Source organism: Labilithrix luteola, from assembly GCF_001263205.1.
In the GTDB taxonomy this organism is placed as follows: Bacteria; Myxococcota_A; Polyangia; order Polyangiales; family Polyangiaceae; genus Labilithrix; species Labilithrix luteola.
On the sequence record NZ_CP012333.1, the window covers coordinates 5208367 to 5224997 of the forward strand.

Here is a 16631-nt window from a genome sequence, read left to right on the forward strand (position 1 = left end):
GTACCTTTGACTCTGCAGTCGCGATGCGAGACCGGCAGAACAGGAGCGACGTCGTCGCGCGTGCCAATCCCGAACGAACGGCCCTGACACCGACTCCACCACCGGAGTCGGTACCGGACATGGCCTCGCCCCCTCCGTCGTCGAAGGGAGCGGCGACGTGGCGTCGAAAGACCGACATGATCATCGGGCACAGCGCGGCCATCCGCGGTGTGCTCGATGCACTCGATCGTGTCGCGCCTTCCTCGGCGTCGGTCTCGGTCACGGGGGAGAGCGGGACGGGCAAGGAGCTCGTCGCCCGTGCGCTCCACTACTCGAGCCCGCGTGCGGGGGCGCGGTTCATCGCGCTCAACTGCGCGGCGATCCCGGAGTCGCTCTTCGAAGCGGAGCTGTTCGGGTACATGCGCGGCGCGTTTACCGGCGCGGTCGCCAACCGGGTGGGTGCCTACGAGGCTGCGCACAACGGCACGCTTTTCCTCGACGAGATCGGCGAGATGCCGCGGACGTTGCAGCCGAAGTTGCTTCGAGCGCTCGAGCGCGGCGAGGTCACTCCGCTTGGTTCGAACGAATCGCGCAAGGTCGCCGTGCGCGTCGTCACCGCGACCAACCGCAACCTCGAAGAAGAGGTGCGCAAGGGCAACTTCCGGCAGGACCTCTATTACCGACTTCGCGTCTGCCAGATCCATATCCATCCTCTCCGCGAACGGCTCGAGGACATCGTTCCGCTCGTCGCCCATCACCTCTCCATCATCGCCGAGCGCGAACATCGCCCGACGCCCGCGCGCCTCAGCGCCGGCGCCATCCACGCGCTGCTTGCCTACAGCTTCCCCGGCAACGTGCGTGAGCTCATCAACGTGCTCGAGGCCGCGGTGCTTCGCGCCCCGGCGAACGTCATCGAAGCCGAACATCTGCAGCTCGGGAATGGCTTTGGCTCGGACGCCGACGATGCGCCGATCCTCGCGTATCGCGACGCCAAAGCGCGTTTCGAGGCGGACTACTACGCCCGTGTCATGCGCATCGCGCGTGGGAACATCTCCCTCGCGTCGAAGCTCGCGCAGAAGACACGCAAGGAGATCTACGACGCGCTCCGTCGCGCCGGCCTCGAGGCGGACGCCTACCGCGACGACGAGATTCCTCAAGAGGGCTGAGGGCGGGCGACGCTCAGATCGCCAGAGTCCAGTGCGCGATGGCGCGCCCGGCGGCGATCTCCTGGAAGTTCACTCCGCGGGCCGTGCCGTTTTGCCCGCGAACGGTCCAGCGCCATGCGATGCGCTCGCCCTCGCAGACGATTTCGTCGACGGTGCCCTCGAGAGGACCGCCGAGCCTCGTCCGCACCGCTGCGGCCCGCTCGGCGAACGCGGCAGGGTCGAGTGCGCCGCCAAGCAGGGGATCGAGCGGCGTTCCGTCGCAAACGGACTGTAGCCAGCGGACGGCGAATGCATCGAGATCGGTTCGGCTCATCGCGCTAGCATCGCTTGCGTGACGAGGGGAGGGACATCCCGAGGATGGGGGAGGCTCTCGCCGCGAGCGAATCGTGCTCGGGAGGCCGTGCGTGAACTCTGTCGGCGCGGCCTCGACGCCGATACCTTCCGTCGACTGCTGCGAGCGCGTCTCTTCGCGTTGGTGCCGTTCGATGCGTATTGTGTGAACACGGCGGATCCACACACGCTCGACGTGACGAGCTCGATTGGCGACGGCCTCGACGCCGCCGAAGCATCGCGTCTCTTCGCGATCGAGCATGCGCGAACGGACGTGAACATCCTCGCCGACCTCGCGCGGGCGCGCATCAACGTCGCGACGATCGGTGCGCATCCCGAACGTAGCGAGCGTATGCGTGCCATCTTTCTTCCGCGTGGTTACGTCGATGAGCTCCGCGCCGCGCTCGTCGAGCATGGGCGATGCTGGGGGTACCTCCACCTGTTCCGCACCACGAGGTTCACGCCCGCCGAGAAGCGGATCATCGCGTCGCTCGTGAAGGATGTCGCCGTCGCGCTCCGAAGCGCGGGCGCGCATACGCCGAATGGGGCGGCCGGGCCGGTGGCGCCAGGCGTGCTGACGTTCGGGCGTGACGGGATGCTCCGGAAGACGACGTCGACCGCGCACACACTCCTCGACGCGATCCCCGTCGACGAGCGGCACGGCGGTCCACCCCACGCGATCGTGTCGCTGGCGGCGGCGGCGAACGCACGCGGCGTGACCGTCGAATCGGCCGTCGCTTCGCGTCGTGGTCCTCTCCGACTCGTCGCGCTCGCTGAAGTCGAAGGAGCGGTGGTGATCGTCGACGCTGCGCGCCGCGCTCAGATCGTCGACGCCATTCTCACGCAACACCGCCTCTCGTCACGCGAGCAAGAGGTTTGTCGCGCAATCCTTCGCGGGTTGTCGGACAAGGAGATCGCGACGACGCTCGTTGTCGGCATCGAAACGGTCAAAGCTCACACGCGTGCAGCGTTCGCGAAGCTCTCGGTGAGCGGCCGCGGCGGCCTGCTCGCGAAGCTTGGTGTGTGATCGCTCACGTTCACTCAGGACGGGGGAGTCCGAGTCGTTGAACGAGGTTCACGCCACTGAAGAGCGTGCCGATGATGTCGGCATTGCCGTTCGGTTTCCACGCTTCGACGGCGTCGCTGTCGTTGGAACGAATGGCGAGCGCCAGCTTCGGTCGAGCGTCGTCGCCCCTTCGATAGAACGGATCGCTCTCGACGAGCCCGTCGGCCACGAGCGCCACTGCCGCCGCGTGATCGCCTTGGTGATAGAGTGCCGCGGCACGGAGCGCGCGCCAATCGTGGGCGAAACGCTCGCGCGTGTAGGCGTCGGGTTCGCCTTCTTCCAGGCGCGCCGCGATGTCATGGGTGGCCTCGTAGCGTCGCTGTGCGAGCGCCATCTCCGCGATGGGCATCGCCCGCGCGGACGCGTTGAGGTTCTGGAGCTTCTCCGCGGTGAGGGGCAGGGTCATCGCTTCGCGCATCGCGGCGATGGCCTCGTCGGTGTGATGAAGCATCCAATGCGTCAGCGCTACGTCCGTCCGTCTCCGATAGCTCGGCGCGGTCGCCGCCCAATGTTCGAGGTCGCGAAGGCCATCCGTTCGGGCGTCGGCGGCGTCGACGAGTGCCAAGGCGATGCGAGGTTCGGACAGCTGCGGCGCACGCGCGACCGAGTCTGCGAGGAGCGCTCGCGCTGCCTGACGGTCTCGAAACCGAAACGCGAACTCGACGCGCAAGAAATGATTGGCGAGCACCTCTGGCTCTTTCGTGAGCCTTCGCGCGTAAACGGTCATCGCGTGATCGATGAACGCGTCCATCGATATCTTGCGATCAACCGGTAGGGTGACGTGCGTCGCTTTGGGCTCGGCGCCGCCGCCCCGCTGGACCGTGAACGTCCAGCTCGACGTCGACGAGTGTTCGCCCGCGTCCGCGTCGAGCCGCCTCAACGCGTAGTACGGACCATCGCGTCCAGCCGAGAGCCAGCCCCCGTCGGGGCCGATGTTCGCCGCGATCGGTTTGAGCGCTAGCGCCGAATCGGGGAGCCAGGCGAGCCCGAGTCCCTCGAGGGGCGCATCGAGACTCTGTGCGAGAACCGCCAGATCTTCCGCAACGGCCGACGAGTTGGCGAGAGTCTCGCGTTCGCGTTTGCTGACGAACGCGAGCGCGATGCACGCAGCGACGGCAGCCAGGATGACGAGGCTCGTCTTTCGTCGCATGGCGCCTCGATGCTACCAGCTCCTCTACGTGTACCCCATGGCGCCGAGGTCGATGGCGACGTTCATCGGGTTCGTCGGATCGAAGCGGACGGCCAGTGTCCCTCCCGGCCGCACGCTGCTCATCGCATACCGCGGGATGACGGCAAATACCTCGGCGAGGAAGGGACTCGCCGCATCGCGATAGCCAGGCTGCCTGCCGGGGTGGACCTCGACGACGAGGACGAGGTTCATTTCCGATTTGTTGCCGAACTGCACGCCCGGCGGCGGCCCCATTCGGATCACACGCGCCTCTGCCGGGACACCGCTCGCGAGGAGCGCGCGATTCCGCGCATCCAGAGCCCCGCGCTTCATGCCGTGTCGTACGGCCAGGACGACGAAGCCGACGGTCACGCCGAGCGGCAACCCCACGGCAACGAGCACGAAGAGGATCCCAAAGGCGTCCATCGCCCGCAACTATAGCGCAGGACTTGTTCGATGGAGACGGCCGCCCGCTCTCCCTGCGGTGGGCCGCCAACGTGCAAGCTCGTGAAAACGCCGCTAAATCCGCTGACGGCGGCTCACCCCGAAGCCGACACCGTCGTCAACGCACGGTGATACCGCTCCACCCACGCTCGTCCGAGATGCGCCTCGAGTCCCTCCGCGAGCGGTGTGGATCCGACGGTGCGCACGACGTTCCCGACCAGGATCAGCTCGCGCTCGTCGGCCACGGCACGCGTGACCAACGCTTCTACGTGGTCATCGTCCGCGCGCGCCAGCATCGCCATTGCGCGCAGACTCACGTCTTCGCACGTGGCGCATGCGTCTTCGGTGCGCGCCGCTTCGCGCGGATCGTCTGCATTGCGGCGCAAGAGAACGATCGGATCGCCTGCCCATGACTGGGCGAGATCGAAGCTGTCGAGACGCTTCGCCCGGCATACGAGGAACGCGAGCGCCATGGCGGCGTTCGCGCAGGTCGGCCCCATCACGTCGCCGCTCACGCAGAACGCACCCGGCGTCAGCAGCTCCGCCTTGCGCGTGTTCACGATCACGAGCTCGTGCCCGCGTGCGAACGCCGCTCGCGCGATGGGTGCATCGGTGGGAGCTACCGGCGGAGCGCTCGTGCAGGCCCCCGGTATCGGTTCCCAGCCGCGGGAGATCCCGCGAATCGCACCAAGCACGGCGGCATCGAGCGATGCGAAGTAGCTGTTCGCCTCGTAGAACCGCTGCTCTTTCCCCACGGGAAGCGGTGCTTCTTCGAACGGCGGATCGGGCGTCTCCTGGTCCCCGACGACGAGGAAGGGGTCCTGCGCCCACGTCCCCGCGAACGGCAGTTCCGCAGTGAACGATGCGCGGCACGCGAGCAGGACGACGGCGCGCGCCTCGAACTCACCCGGTAGACCGTGAATCTTGTTTCTGTACTCTCCGAGCCCTGCTTCGAAATACTGACGCTTCGCCGGGTTCGACACGAGAAAGTACTCACCCATGCGGGGAGAAAAGCACGCTGCGTCGATCGCTGCACGCGCCTAAACAAGAGCGACGTTCAATGCACGGTCACTTCCACCTTCGTGATCGGGCGGCTGCCCGATCCGCCGGCGTAGCCGTAGCTTGCGCAGTAGCCCATTCCCCAGACGGTGACGGAGAACGGCCCATCGCTCTTCGCCTCACGGCGGCCGGCTCCGCATGTGCCGCTTGCCGAGTTGAACCCCTTCGTCAGATCGACCCAGGCGTATTCGTATTCGCCGGCCGAGCCGAGCGGGCGGAAGCTATTTACCTCGCCGAGGCAATCGAGCTCGACCGGCATGAAGCCCTTCGCCGTCTTCCGCCGTACGAGCGTCAGTGACGTCTCCGGGTAGACATAATCGGCAAAGAACACGTAGCGATCGAGGTACTGATCGGTCGGCACGACGTTCACGAAGTCGGGATCTCCGTCGTTCGGAGCGGATGCGCCGCTGTTGAAGAGCGCCCCCGTCATCATCACGGACGTATAGAAGGGGTGGTCGGCGTCCTGGCTCTTCACCACGAGGAGCTGGTCGGTCGTGAACGATACGACCTCGCCTGCGCGAAGGGTCGCAGGGGCCTCGCGTGGCCTCTCCGGATCGTAGGAGAGGACGGTGCCGTCGACGGCTCCGACGATGCGGTACGGCACGACCTCGCGCCGTTCGAACTGACCTCCGAACCGGTCACGGTACGGGACGAGCGCGTACTCGGAACCCCATTGCGACAGTGGCGGGATCTGCTGCTGGAGGATATCGCACGCCTGAACGGGCCCGGGGACGAGCGTGCACCTGCTTCCACCGAAGACGCCGATAGGCTTGGTCGACTCGATCGGGCTTCCGGTGAGCTCCTCGGGCTGGGTGATCTGGAGGACCTGCCCGCGTGCGAGCTTCCAGACGGCGGTCTTCCCGGCGGCGACCCCGACGACATTCGCGCCGTCGTAGATGTCGGCCGTTGGCCGCATGCGCACCTCGGTGTCGTCCGACGAGGCGACGATTTGGAGTGTCGGAGCTCCGATCGGTTCGCCGAAGCGGTCGCGGGTCATCGGCCAGCCGTTCACGGCGACGTAGTTCGTGGTCCACGACGACGAGGGCAAGAGGAGCGTCGCCGTAGGGAAGAACGCCTTCGCTCCGCCATACGGAAAGATCGAGTAGGCGCTGACGGGAGCGGTCGTCTTGATCGAGAACGCCTTCGTAACCGTGGTCCCGTGATCGATCGGGTCGCCGTTGAACGCTCCGACGATCCCCTCGGGACACGCGCTCTGTGCGGGGTGGCTCTCCGAAAGGAACACGAGCGCGACCTGCCCCGGCGGGAGCGGGCCGTCGAGCTTCGTGTACTTTACGTCCGTCCCGTTCATCTCCGCCGTGAAGAGCGACTGACTCAGATCGAGCGGCGCGGCGCCATATTCGGCCGTGATGGTCACGGGAAGATCCCACGTGTTCGCGACCATCGCTGCGAAGCATGATCCGGCGCCATAGGTGGGGTCGTCCGGGGGGAGTGTGAAGAAGGAGCAGCCGGCGGATCCCTTGGCGACCTCCGCGGCGATACACGGGTCGACGCACGCCCCCTTCGCACACCCCTTCTCCGGCCCGCACTCTTCGACGACCGCCTCGGTGCACCCGTCGACCACCCGCTTCAGGTCACGCGAGCAGCGCAGGCCTTGGCAAGAAGGCGGCGGGTCGACGACGCCGGCATCCGAGCCGAGCCGATCTGGCTGCTCTTCGGTGAAAGAACGGCCCTCGCTCGTGCACGAGGCCGACGCGCCGACGATGGCGCACACCGAAACGAACGCGACGCTGAAACTCAAGCGGGTCATGACAACTCTCTTCGATCGTTCAGTCGAACTTGACGGTGACGGGAGCGGGGTGGCGCTCCTTGTCTCGCGTGCCCTGGCCGAGCTCACCGAACTGGTTGCTGCCCCAGCACTGCACGCTTCCGCCCTGGACGAGTGCACACGTTGCGGCGTTGCTCGCGACGACGTGAACGGCGTGCTCGGTGAACGCTGTGGCCTTGGTCAAGAGCGGCGACTTGGGCGAAGGTCCTGCGTCGGCGGCGCCCGTTCCGAGCTGTCCAAACTGGTCGCTCCCGCAGCACTCGATGGTGCCGTCGGTCAGCCGCACGCAGGTGCTGCCGTAGTTGACGCTGACCTGCTGCGCCGGGGCCTCGCCGCTCGTTCGGATCTCGAGCGGGCTCATGATGGAGTCCGTGCTCCCCGAGCAGGCCATGACGCCACTGAGGCCCCAGCAGTAAAGCCGACCATCGGCGACGGCGCAGAGGTTGTCCCTGACTCCCGAAGCGCTGCTCACGTTCTCGAAACCAGCCACGGCGACAGGTATCGGACCTGGATACGCGACCGCCTGCTTCGAGGTTCCCCACGTGAGCAGCCGACCGTCCTCGGTGATGGCGTAGCCGGCCCCGGACTGCTGACGGACACTGCCGCCCCCGGCGCGCCGGATCTTCTCCTTGGCGAGCTCCGTCACCTGGCCAGGGCCAAGGTAATTCGGCCCCTCGCCCCTACGGCCGAGCACGTCCTCGGCGTTGTCGCCCCACGACCAGAGCTCTCCGGTGGACTTCTTGACGAACACCGCCCCCATCTTGCCGACGTCGACTCGTGTGACGCCGTCGAGCACGCCGCCGTCGAACGCGACGAGCGCGGGGGCGTGAGGCCCGTAATCGGACGTCGGCGGATCGAGGCCCAGCTCGTTCGCAGAGTTCGAGCCCCAGCACGTCACGGTGCCGTTGGTCAGGCGTGCACACGTCGTCATGTCCCCTGTGCTGATCTGCTCGACGCCGGAAAGCCCCATCGACATCGGGGTCGGCTGCGCTGGATCCGGGGCGCCGCCCGCGTCGAAGATGCCGAGCGCGCGATACGCATATCCCCAACAGCGGACAGTCTTGTCGTCGAGGAGCGCGCAGAAGTGATTGGCGCCTCCCACGAGCTGTGTGACGCACGGTTTCGCAGTGCAGACCACGGGCTCGTCGCTCGCATCGACCGGCACGCGTACGTCGGGCACGCCGGCGTCGCCAGCGTCATCGATCGGCGTTGCGGCTTCGGGATGGCTCGACTGCGAGTCTTCGCTGGCGTCGAGCGTCTCCGTGAAGGCTCGCCCCGACTCGTCGTCGCTACAGGCGAGGAACAGGCTCGCCGACGCGAGTGGCGCAAGGGCGATGAAGAAGAATCGTTCTCGGCGGTTCATGAAACCTGCGCCCTCACGTCAGAGGTTGGTGGGATCGCTCTTGGCGACTTTGTGGAGTGCGATCTCGTCGCCGACGATCCAGAGATCGGTGCTCGACGAACCCCACATCCCGTAGAACGAGGTCATCAAGGGGAGCTTGTCGAGCCTGGTCTTGACGTACGTGAAGCTCGTCCCGTTCCAGTGTCGGAGCTGGCCCTTGTCGCCTGCGAGGTAGACGTCGTTCGGCGTCTTTCCCCAGACCGCGCGATTGAACCAGACGCCCTTGCAGTCGTAGCCGCTGCACGACCCGAACGTCGTGTCGGTCCAGCTGTAGCCGGAGCCGTCGGCCTTCCGCGTGCCGACGAAGAGGATGTCGGTGATGAGGCCGTACGCCGGGGGCTCGTACGTCGTCGGCGACCGGCTGCCCATCATCCAGACGCTGCCCTCCGTGATCGAACCGCCGCCGGAGAACTCGCTGCCGTGGTGGACAGCGGTGATGCCGACGAAGTCCGGGAGCCCGTCCTCGCTCCACGTACCGTCAGGAGCTCTGTGCAGAGCGAACGCACGCGTGCCGTTGCATTGGGGATACCCGCACGTGGAGAACTCGTTGGCGCCGAGCCACACGTCCGAGGCGCTCGAGCCCCAGACCTTGCGAAACGCTGCTGGGCGCGACGAGATCGGATCGATCTCCCAGCCATCGCCCTCCGCGCTCGGTCCCCGGTAGTGGAGGACCTTTCCGTCCAGCTTGTCCTGCGTATGACCGACGGCCCAGACGTCGTTCGCGCTCGAGCCCCAGATCGAGACGATCGGCTCGCTCCGCACCTTCGTCCAGGTGATCGCCGCCGAGGACGGGCCCGTCCCGTGGAAGAGTCCGCCGTCACCTCCGACCCAGATGTCCGTCGCGCTGCTTCCCCAGATGGCGTTGAGGCGTAGCGGGATCCTGGAATGTTCTGTCCAGGCGGTGCCGTCCCAGCGAAGGATCAGGCCGTCGGCGTTGTAGAGGAGCGGGTCGGCCCAGCCGACGGCCCAGATCACGCCGTCGCCGGCGCTCCAGACGTCCCTCAGGAACGACTTGGGAGGCAGCGTTGTGTAGCAAACCGCGTCCTCGGAGCACGTGCGCGGAGGTACCGCCGCATCGATGCCTGCGTCGGCATCGGGGACAGAAGCGTCCTCTCCGCCCTTGGGGATCGAGGGCGCGTCGGGTGCGCTCGCGTCGGGCTGTCCGTCGTCGTTGGTAACGTTCGTGTCGTCGCCGGTCGAGCAAGCGATCGCTGGCGCGGCGAGGGCAGAGGCGAGGAGCGCGCTGAAGAGGATCCGACGGTTCGTGATGGCAGTCATCGTCAATTGGCCTTCGTCGTCATCGGGGCTTTGCTCCCGTGAAGTGGAGAGCGATGGCTTCGCCCACGACCCACACGTCCTTCGGACCGCTGCCCCACACACTGTAGAGGCGCGGCTTCGGTCCGAGCGGCAAGGTCGCGGTAGCGAGGCTCCACGCCGTACCGTCCCAGTGCAGGATTGTCCCTTCATCGCCGACGGCCCACGCGTCGGTCGGGCTCGTGCCCCACACCGCTCGCAGGGTCTTCGTCGTGGGAGACTCCACGATCTCCCAGCGGTCGGTGCCGTCGTTCGACCAGTGGCGGATGGTGCCGCCCTCGCCGACGATCCACACGTCCGACGCGCTGCTTCCCCAGATCCCGTTGAGCTCGACGGTCGTGAGCGTCGTCCTGATGGTGTCCCACTGCTCGGCGCCGCCGCCGCCGCCGACGGGGCCCTTCGAACGGCGGAGGCCGCCTTCTTTTCCGACGACCCAGATATCGTTCGCGCTCGTTCCCCAGACGGCGTTGACGCTGTAGCACGGCTGCACCGTGCAGAACGTCGACGCGGCCTCCCAGGGATACGCTCCGCCGTCTTTCGGTGCGACCTCCGGGTGGTGACGCCAGAGGCTGTTCGGAGGCGACGTGAACGTGGCTGGACCCGCGACGAAGAGCTCGCCCGTGGGGGCCGCCCAGACCTTCGTCAGCGTATATCCCTGGCCGTTGTGGGGGTTGTTCTGATCGACGGGCGCCTCGAGGGTGAAGGTGGCGCTGTCGTTCTGAAAGCCCGTACTATGGAGGACGACGTTCATCGCCGAGACGACGAACACGTCGTTCGCGGAGCGGCCGCCCACGCCGCGAATCGTGTCTTTGCGCCCGAGGGGGATGCCCTTCCACGCCGAGCCATCCCAGTGGACGACCGTGCCGCCCGAGCCTACCGCCCACACGTCCTTGGCCGACGAGCCCCATACGCCGTGCAGCGCGTAGCGGTCATCGACGCCGGTGGGCACGGCGCAGAAGTCGGCCTCGGCGCAGGTGAGCTCGTGGGTCGTGCAGTTCGCGTCGCCGTCACAGCCGGCGTCCGTCGCCGATGCATCCGCGCCCGCGTCGAGGTCCGCTTGCGCGTCGGGGACAGGATGGCTCGGCTCGGGCGCCTCCGTTCCTGCGTCCGACGCGGCGCAACTCGCGACCGCCGAGGTGAGAATGAGAAGGCCGACGAGGCCCGAGCTCGTCAAGAGGCTCTTCTTCGACGGAGCGATCATTGCGGCACCTCGATCCCTGCATCGCACTCCTTCATCGCGCACTGGCCTTCGACGCAGGGCTGACCAGCTTGCGTGTCACAACGGTTCCCGCACGCGCCGCAGTGGCCGTCACTGACCATGAGGTTGGTCTCGCAGCCGTTCTTCGGGTTTCCGTCGCAGTCGCCCCAGCCCGGCAAGCAGCTGTTCTCGCAGTCACCCTTCCGACACGTCGCGGCGGTATTGCGTCCGAAGGTGGTGCACTTGTTGAAACAGGTCCCGCAGTTGTTCGGATCGTTGAGCAGGTCGAAGCAGCCGAGGTCGTAGGTCGCGGAGCTTCCACACCGGGTCTCCTGCGGGTTCTCGCAGGTGCATGACGCATGCGGCGCGAGCTGGCGGTGGTCGCAAATCTGATCTCCCGTACACTTCTTCCCGCACGCACCGCAGTTGTTCGGGTCGATCAGTGAGGGATCATTGCTCGGCCCGATGTAGACCTCGCAGCCGTTCTTCGGGTCCTTGTCGCAGTCCACCCATTTCTCGGCGCCCCAGTCCGCGCACTTCGGCTGACCGCACTGGCCCTTGACGCAGCCGTAGACCATGTTGTTCGCCAGCTCGGGGGCATCCGGCGGTGGTTCGCAGTAGTTGTCGCACTCTCCACAGTTGAAGTCGTCGTTCTGGAGGTCGACGATCATCCCCCAGCATTCCGCCTGTCCGGGAGGGAGTCCGCACTTGCCGTCGATACACTCCACGCCGTCCGCGCACTTGTTCCCGCACGTGCCGCAGTTGTTCGGATCGGTGGAGATGTTGATCTCGCATCCGTCTTCGAAGACGCTATTGCAGTCTGCATAGTTCCAGAACTTGCCGCCGGCGAGCTTCTTGGTGCACGCCGTCTCGCACGTTCCGTTCACGCAGGTGGACGTCAAGTTCAGATAGCCGAACGAGTCCGGACACACCTTCCCGCAGGCCCCGCAGTTGTTCGAGTCGTTCGAGAGGTTCGTGCTGCACCGGTAGCCGGCACCGCAGGTATCGAACGGCGCCGGGCACTCCGTGGCGATGCAGAGCAGCGGAGTCTTCGTGACGTCGGGGCTGGCGTCCCCTGCGTCGTCGCCGGAGGGCGTGAACGTGGGCGGCGGCGGCGTGCTGCCGTCCGGCTGTTCGAACGCGATGGGCTCGTGACTGACCGCGCACGCCGAGATGATCCCAGCGAGCGCGAGCCCGCTGAGAAGAATGCCGTTGGCTCGATGCATATCGTCGTTTCCTTCTTCGAATCAGGGACGGGCGGCGGCGGGCGGCCCGTTCAGCAAGGAGTCGATGCGGCGGGCAGCGGAGGTGTCGGGGAAGCGGCCTGCGAACGCCTTGCCGCGCGCGCGCGCTTCGCTCGTCCGCCCGAGACGCTGCAAGGCGTCGACGGCAATGACCTCGCGTTGGGCAACGAGCTGCCCATCGGGGAAGTCTTGCGCGTGCCGATCGACGTCGCGCAGTGCGGCCTTGGGATCGGTTCCCAGCGCGATGCGCGCGTGGTCGAGGAGAGCCAGCTCGGCGGCGAGTCTGTCGTTCGGTGCGCGAGGAGGCGCCGCCTTGTGCGAGTCGACGAGCTTCGGTGCGCTCGGCGCGCTCTCGATTGCGGCCGGGAGGCTGTCGACGCTGACGGTCGGTGCGGCTTCTGCTGGAGCACGCGCCGGAGCTGCCGGCGTGAGTGCCACCTCGACAGGCGCGGGCGGCGAGGGCGGCTCGGGGGTCTCGAGTCGCGCGAGCGGTTGATTCCCGTCCCTCGCGTCTCTCAGACCATAGGTAGCGAGGGGCGCCACGACCAGCGCGACGAGCGCCGCGATCTTCAGAACTCCGGTGCCCGTAGGCTTGGGGGCAGGTGGCGCCTTCGCCAGCTCGGTGATCCGTCGTTCGCCTCGAGCGATCTGCTCGGCGCTCATCTCCGGTGCGCGCAAGAGATCGAGGAGCCGTCCCTCGGGGGCGCCCGCATCGGCATAGCGCGGAGGTGCTTCGGTCGGATCTTTCATGTCGATTTCTCTTTGACGAGGTCGAGGAGCTGCAGTCGTCGAACAGCCCGCTCGAACTCCTGACGCGCGGCGTGCAGGCGCGAGAACACCGTGCCTCGCTCGATTCCGAGGATCTCGGCGATGTCCTCCGTGGACATGCGGTCCACCTCGTACATCAGGAACGTGATGCGCTTTTCGAAGGACATCTCCGCGAGGATGGACTCGAGGCGAACCTTCGCTTGGGCGCGCGCAGCGGCTTCTTCGGGGCTCACGTCATCGACGTGCAGCGGCTCGGCAGCGCTCTGAGCGACCGCCGCGTGGCGCGCTTGCAGGCTACGCCGATGGTTGGAAGCGATGCCCCGGCAGATGACGAATAGCCACGTCCGGAGGCTGGCTCGGTTGCTGTCGAACTCCGACAGTCGCCGATGCACCGTGATGAAGACGTCTTGAAGTACGTCTTCGAGATCTTCCGAGCGAACACCGAGTCGCGAGAGGGAGCCCCACACGAAGGCGCGGTGTTGTCGATAAAGCTCGACAATATCGGGCACAGGGACCTCGCCAGCATGGCTTACGGAGGTCCCGTGGGCGAGCGTGGCGTTCACGATATGTCTTAGTCGGCAGCCCCGACCCCGCTTCGAAAATACTTACGAGGGGCCCGTCAAAAACCGGCGCCGACTTCCACGCTCGCAAGCCCGACCACACTCGATGCCGTAAAAACCGCTCGATTCGTCCCGAGCACGTCGAACTGGTAGCGCGGGATGGGCACGAGCACGTCGCCCCCCACCGAGAGGACGAGTGGTCCGACCGACCGCGCGTACCGCACGCCGATGGAGGGGCCTGCAAAACGCTTCGGGCCCGGCGCGATCGGCTGAAGCTCTTGGACGACCACGTGTGTGCTTCCAACGACGGCGTGAGCGCACCCGCCGAGCCGGTTTGGCCCGGCCATGAACAAATCGAGGCAGGCGCCTGCGCGCAGGAGAGTCGAGCCGAGAGAGAACCGTGGATCGTTCGCGGAGATCTCGGGGAAATGGGTCATGCCCACCGACAACGACAGGGGCCCGCCGAAATGAACGATGCCCGCCACGTCGACGCCAGCGGCCACGCGTGGGAGCAGACCGGCGGCGCCCACCACGCCAACGGACGCCGAGGCGCCACGTCGAGACGGTACGGTCGGCGCCGCAACGGCCGCGTCCGGGGAACCGGCGTCTCGCCGAGAAACCGAAGGTGGGGTGGCATCCGCTTGGCTCGCGCTCGCGCTCTCGGTCGAGGCATCCAGCTCATCGTGAGCAAGCGCGGGAGCAGCATCGCCGGATAGGGAGGGCGGCGAGGCGGCGACGGCGGCGGCTTCGATGTCGAGCGCGATCGAGAGCGCCGCGGCCTCGCCGACGGCTGAGCAGTCGTCGATGCTACTCTCGAGCTGCCGCGTCGGACTCGATTGCTCGCTGTCGACGCGAAGGGTGATGACGTAGCGGCCTCGCGTGTGAGTGACGTTGCCGACGACCAAGCGCGAGGCCTCGTCGGAAAAGGGATCGTAACCGAGGCGCGCCACGACGCTCTTCATCAGCGCCTCGCGCGTGGCGCACGAGGCGGTGTCCGTGCCGCGGGTCCAGACGAGCCGCACCTTCTCGTGCGTGGACGAGGGCTCGTGCTGCGCCAGGGACACGAGCGTGATCGAGCCTGTCGCAAGGGCGCTCAGATACGCGATGGCGCGCGCGAACGCACGACGCCGCCGGACGCCGATGCGAACTGAGCGCGCTCGCGTTCGGTCGTCCCGCATCGCCAAGAGCGTGAGCGAAAGGGGCGAGCCAGTGCAAGGCGAAAGAAGCACGAGCCGCGACGGAGGAGCTGTGGCCCTCCGCGCATGGGAATAAGGCTGCGCTTGTGTCGGCTAGATGAGAGCGCGGCGCCGGCGCAGCGAATCAGAAGACTGCGTGAGTCGAGGATCTCTACCGTGTGCGCGGCCGATCACCGGACGAACGCCACCCACCACGGCGTTCGCTTCTGAACCGGATGCATCGCGTGCCAAAGATCGGCCGGGAGAAAGAGCGTGTGCCCGCAGTATTGGCAATCGACGAGGCGTGGGGTGTCGTCCGTGAGCTTCAGGTTCGCGCCGCAGTCGGAACACGCGAAGCTCACCGTGCGCGTCTGCGGTGGAGGCGGCACGTGAATCGGCGCGTAAAATTGCTGGAGGTCCGGATACTCCTGCCTCAGCCACGGAGGCGCCGGAAAGCTTGGCGTCGCAAACGCGCACCCATTGCATGGTGTTGGCCCTTCGGTGCCAAGCGGCCGAAGGTCGAGACGAAGCGGGCTTCGACACTGGATGCAGCTCGGGTGCTCGGGGCTGAAGCGCGCGTAGATCGGGAGCTCGCTCGTGATCGCGCCACCGAGGGCGAGCGAGACCGCGTTCTTGCTGGGAATGGCGCCATGAAGACGAAAGAAGAGCCCTGACCAGAACGATCTTGGAATCTGGGTCGTGCTCCTGCACGCCTTGCAATGGATCTCGGAATGAAGGCCCGAGACGATGATGGCGCTTCCGCACTCGGGACAATCCGTACGAACGTAGATCCCGGCGGTGACGACGTTCGAGCCGCTCTCCGACTTTGAGAACCACGACATGGGCTGGGAGTATACGCCGCCGCCGGATCCGACGGGTCGATACGTCCCAGCGTTCGGCCGCCACCGACGAAATCCTGAAGTCAGCCCGCTTTGCGCAGGCCGACGTATTCGAGCTCCGCGAGGATCCCGACGACGGCGGCCTGTGCGAGGACGAATGCATAGCCGAGCGCAGAGGGCGACGTCGCAAAGAGCACGACGGCGCTCCCGACGACCCACCCCACGTTCCCTGCGATGACGAACCCTACGCCTGCACGCGGCATTGCCGGACGCGTCGCGATCCGTCCCATCAAGACCGCAATCGGAAACAGCGAGACGCCCGACCAGAAGAGAAGGTCGCTCGGGAGACCTAGCAATCCCGCAAGCGGGCGCGTAGCCGCCGTCAGAAGCGCGCCCATCCCTGCACACGTCGCGGCATCGACCGCGAGCACGCGACGAAGCGTAGAGCCTTGGGGGGAAATTGCGATTGGTGCGAACGTCGTCATGGCAGATCTCCTTGCTGAAGTCTGCGGAGATCCTGGCATCCACCCGCCGCCCAAGCGATTACCTGCGAGGTAGTATCGCCACTCGGACCGAGTTGCGGTCAAAGTCTGCGACCGAGCAGCGAGCCGCCCGTGGCATCCACGTAGGTGCCGGTGACCCAACGCAGTTCGGGCGACGCGCCTCCGTTACGATGAGCCTCCGAGGGGAAGGAGCGCCAACGCTAGGCGGCGTGGACGCGGCCGAGGCGCTGCTGTCGAGCGGGCGATCGCCTGCCCCGGCGACTTCCGCCACGGCGATCTGGAGGAGCTGCCCTTCGCCGACGAAACCTTCGACGTGGAGACCGGCTTCAGTTCTATGTGGTGTGCAACTTCCCTCGCTCGACGAGTACTTTTTCGCTAGCGCTAGTAGGGCTTCCGCGACTTCGCTCGCTGCTCGAAGATGGTCAAGGTGCGTTCGAACGCCTCGTCGTCCACTCGCGGCTCGCGGAAAGGATGCCCGGAGCAGGATGACGAGCAGCGCTCGGAGTGGCCCCCGGATCGGCGTCACGTTGACCACGCCCACGTCAAGCCCTTCGATGACGAGTGCCGGGTCGACCACGTGAGTGACCTGCCAGCCGAGCTGCTCGACGCGAGCGCGGATGACATCCGCCG

Annotated in this window: 16 protein-coding genes; 2 read left to right on the plus strand and 14 right to left on the minus strand. The window is 66.7% G+C overall.

Annotated elements, in window-relative coordinates:
* Nucleotides 1-23: 23 nt before the first annotated feature.
* A complete protein-coding gene (locus AKJ09_RS23035; RefSeq protein WP_146649363.1) occupies nt 24-1145 on the plus strand; it encodes a sigma-54 interaction domain-containing protein in 1122 nt (373 codons plus the stop codon).
* A gap of 13 nt (nt 1146-1158) precedes the next feature.
* Here AKJ09_RS23035 and AKJ09_RS23040 read toward each other — a convergent pair whose 3' ends face one another.
* A complete protein-coding gene (locus AKJ09_RS23040) occupies nt 1159-1458 on the minus strand; it encodes a hypothetical protein (protein WP_146649364.1) in 300 nt (99 codons plus the stop codon).
* Between the two features lie 87 nt (nt 1459-1545).
* On the opposite strand from AKJ09_RS23040, the gene AKJ09_RS23045 reads away from it, so the two are divergent.
* A complete protein-coding gene (locus AKJ09_RS23045) occupies nt 1546-2502 on the plus strand; it encodes a helix-turn-helix transcriptional regulator (protein ID WP_146649365.1) in 957 nt (318 codons plus the stop codon).
* Nucleotides 2503-2512: 10 nt separating this feature from the next.
* Here AKJ09_RS23045 and AKJ09_RS23050 read toward each other — a convergent pair whose 3' ends face one another.
* The 13 genes from AKJ09_RS23050 to AKJ09_RS23110 form a co-directional block, all read right to left on the minus strand.
* Entirely contained in the window at nt 2513-3691 is a 1179-nt protein-coding gene (locus AKJ09_RS23050; protein ID WP_146649366.1) for a hypothetical protein, read from the minus strand.
* Between the two features lie 24 nt (nt 3692-3715).
* A complete protein-coding gene (locus AKJ09_RS23055) occupies nt 3716-4135 on the minus strand; it encodes a hypothetical protein (protein WP_146649367.1) in 420 nt (139 codons plus the stop codon).
* A 113-nt stretch (nt 4136-4248) separates the two neighbouring features.
* Entirely contained in the window at nt 4249-5154 is a 906-nt protein-coding gene (locus tag AKJ09_RS23060) for a hypothetical protein (protein WP_146649368.1), read from the minus strand.
* A 56-nt stretch (nt 5155-5210) separates the two neighbouring features.
* Nucleotides 5211-6980 carry an IgGFc-binding protein gene (locus AKJ09_RS23065; RefSeq protein WP_146649369.1) on the minus strand — a complete coding sequence of 590 codons (1770 nt, stop codon included), beginning with the start codon at nt 6978-6980 and terminating at the stop codon, nt 5211-5213.
* Nucleotides 6981-6999: 19 nt separating this feature from the next.
* Nucleotides 7000-8361, minus strand: a complete 1362-nt coding sequence (locus AKJ09_RS23070; RefSeq protein WP_146649370.1) for an RCC1 domain-containing protein — start codon at nt 8359-8361, stop codon at nt 7000-7002.
* An 18-nt stretch (nt 8362-8379) separates the two neighbouring features.
* Nucleotides 8380-9678, minus strand: coding sequence for a beta propeller repeat protein (locus AKJ09_RS23075; protein ID WP_146649371.1), 1299 nt, complete (start codon nt 9676-9678; stop codon nt 8380-8382).
* A gap of 19 nt (nt 9679-9697) precedes the next feature.
* Complete coding sequence (locus AKJ09_RS23080) at nt 9698-10915, minus strand: sialidase family protein (RefSeq protein WP_146649372.1); 1218 nt, start codon at nt 10913-10915, stop codon at nt 9698-9700.
* Nucleotides 10912-12138, minus strand: a complete 1227-nt coding sequence (locus AKJ09_RS23085) for a hypothetical protein (RefSeq protein ID WP_146649373.1) — start codon at nt 12136-12138, stop codon at nt 10912-10914. The genes AKJ09_RS23080 and AKJ09_RS23085 overlap by 4 nt, the downstream gene beginning before the upstream one ends.
* A 21-nt stretch (nt 12139-12159) precedes the next feature.
* Entirely contained in the window at nt 12160-12906 is a 747-nt protein-coding gene (locus AKJ09_RS23090) for a tetratricopeptide repeat protein (protein ID WP_146649374.1), read from the minus strand.
* The gene (locus AKJ09_RS23095; RefSeq protein ID WP_169927772.1) at nt 12903-13433 is read right to left on the minus strand and encodes an RNA polymerase sigma factor; all 531 of its coding nucleotides are present in this window, start codon (nt 13431-13433) and stop codon (nt 12903-12905) included. Before AKJ09_RS23095 ends, AKJ09_RS23090 begins: the two co-directional genes overlap by 4 nt.
* 110 nt (nt 13434-13543) lie before the next feature.
* A complete protein-coding gene (locus tag AKJ09_RS23100) occupies nt 13544-14662 on the minus strand; it encodes a hypothetical protein (RefSeq protein WP_146649376.1) in 1119 nt (372 codons plus the stop codon).
* 188 nt (nt 14663-14850) lie between these two features.
* On the minus strand, nt 14851-15501 hold the full coding sequence (locus AKJ09_RS23105; RefSeq protein WP_146649377.1) for a hypothetical protein: 651 nt from the start codon (nt 15499-15501) through the stop codon (nt 14851-14853).
* 80 nt (nt 15502-15581) lie between these two features.
* Nucleotides 15582-15983: a hypothetical protein gene (locus tag AKJ09_RS23110; RefSeq protein ID WP_146649378.1), complete on the minus strand. Its 402-nt coding sequence runs from the start codon at nt 15981-15983 to the stop codon at nt 15582-15584.
* Between the last annotated feature and the right edge of the window lie 648 nt (nt 15984-16631).

Excerpts from the sequence above, each read along its gene's own strand:
- AKJ09_RS23050 (WP_146649366.1), bottom strand. The coding sequence starts at position 3,691 with ATGCGACGAAAGACGAGCCTCGTCATCCTGGCTGCCGTCGCTGCGTGC.
- AKJ09_RS23035 (WP_146649363.1), top strand. The coding sequence starts at position 24 with ATGCGAGACCGGCAGAACAGGAGCGACGTCGTCGCGCGTGCCAATCCC.
- AKJ09_RS23060 (WP_146649368.1), bottom strand. The coding sequence starts at position 5,154 with ATGGGTGAGTACTTTCTCGTGTCGAACCCGGCGAAGCGTCAGTATTTC.
- AKJ09_RS23075 (WP_146649371.1), bottom strand. The coding sequence starts at position 9,678 with ATGACTGCCATCACGAACCGTCGGATCCTCTTCAGCGCGCTCCTCGCC.
- AKJ09_RS23105 (WP_146649377.1), bottom strand. The coding sequence starts at position 15,501 with ATGTCGTGGTTCTCAAAGTCGGAGAGCGGCTCGAACGTCGTCACCGCC.
- AKJ09_RS23085 (WP_146649373.1), bottom strand. The coding sequence starts at position 12,138 with ATGCATCGAGCCAACGGCATTCTTCTCAGCGGGCTCGCGCTCGCTGGG.
- AKJ09_RS23090 (WP_146649374.1), bottom strand. The coding sequence starts at position 12,906 with ATGAAAGATCCGACCGAAGCACCTCCGCGCTATGCCGATGCGGGCGCC.
- AKJ09_RS23070 (WP_146649370.1), bottom strand. The coding sequence starts at position 8,361 with ATGAACCGCCGAGAACGATTCTTCTTCATCGCCCTTGCGCCACTCGCG.
- AKJ09_RS23110 (WP_146649378.1), bottom strand. The coding sequence starts at position 15,983 with ATGACGACGTTCGCACCAATCGCAATTTCCCCCCAAGGCTCTACGCTT.
- AKJ09_RS23055 (WP_146649367.1), bottom strand. The coding sequence starts at position 4,135 with ATGGACGCCTTTGGGATCCTCTTCGTGCTCGTTGCCGTGGGGTTGCCG.
- AKJ09_RS23065 (WP_146649369.1), bottom strand. The coding sequence starts at position 6,980 with ATGACCCGCTTGAGTTTCAGCGTCGCGTTCGTTTCGGTGTGCGCCATC.
- AKJ09_RS23080 (WP_146649372.1), bottom strand. The coding sequence starts at position 10,915 with ATGATCGCTCCGTCGAAGAAGAGCCTCTTGACGAGCTCGGGCCTCGTC.
- AKJ09_RS23100 (WP_146649376.1), bottom strand. The coding sequence starts at position 14,662 with ATGCGGGACGACCGAACGCGAGCGCGCTCAGTTCGCATCGGCGTCCGG.
- AKJ09_RS23040 (WP_146649364.1), bottom strand. The coding sequence starts at position 1,458 with ATGAGCCGAACCGATCTCGATGCATTCGCCGTCCGCTGGCTACAGTCC.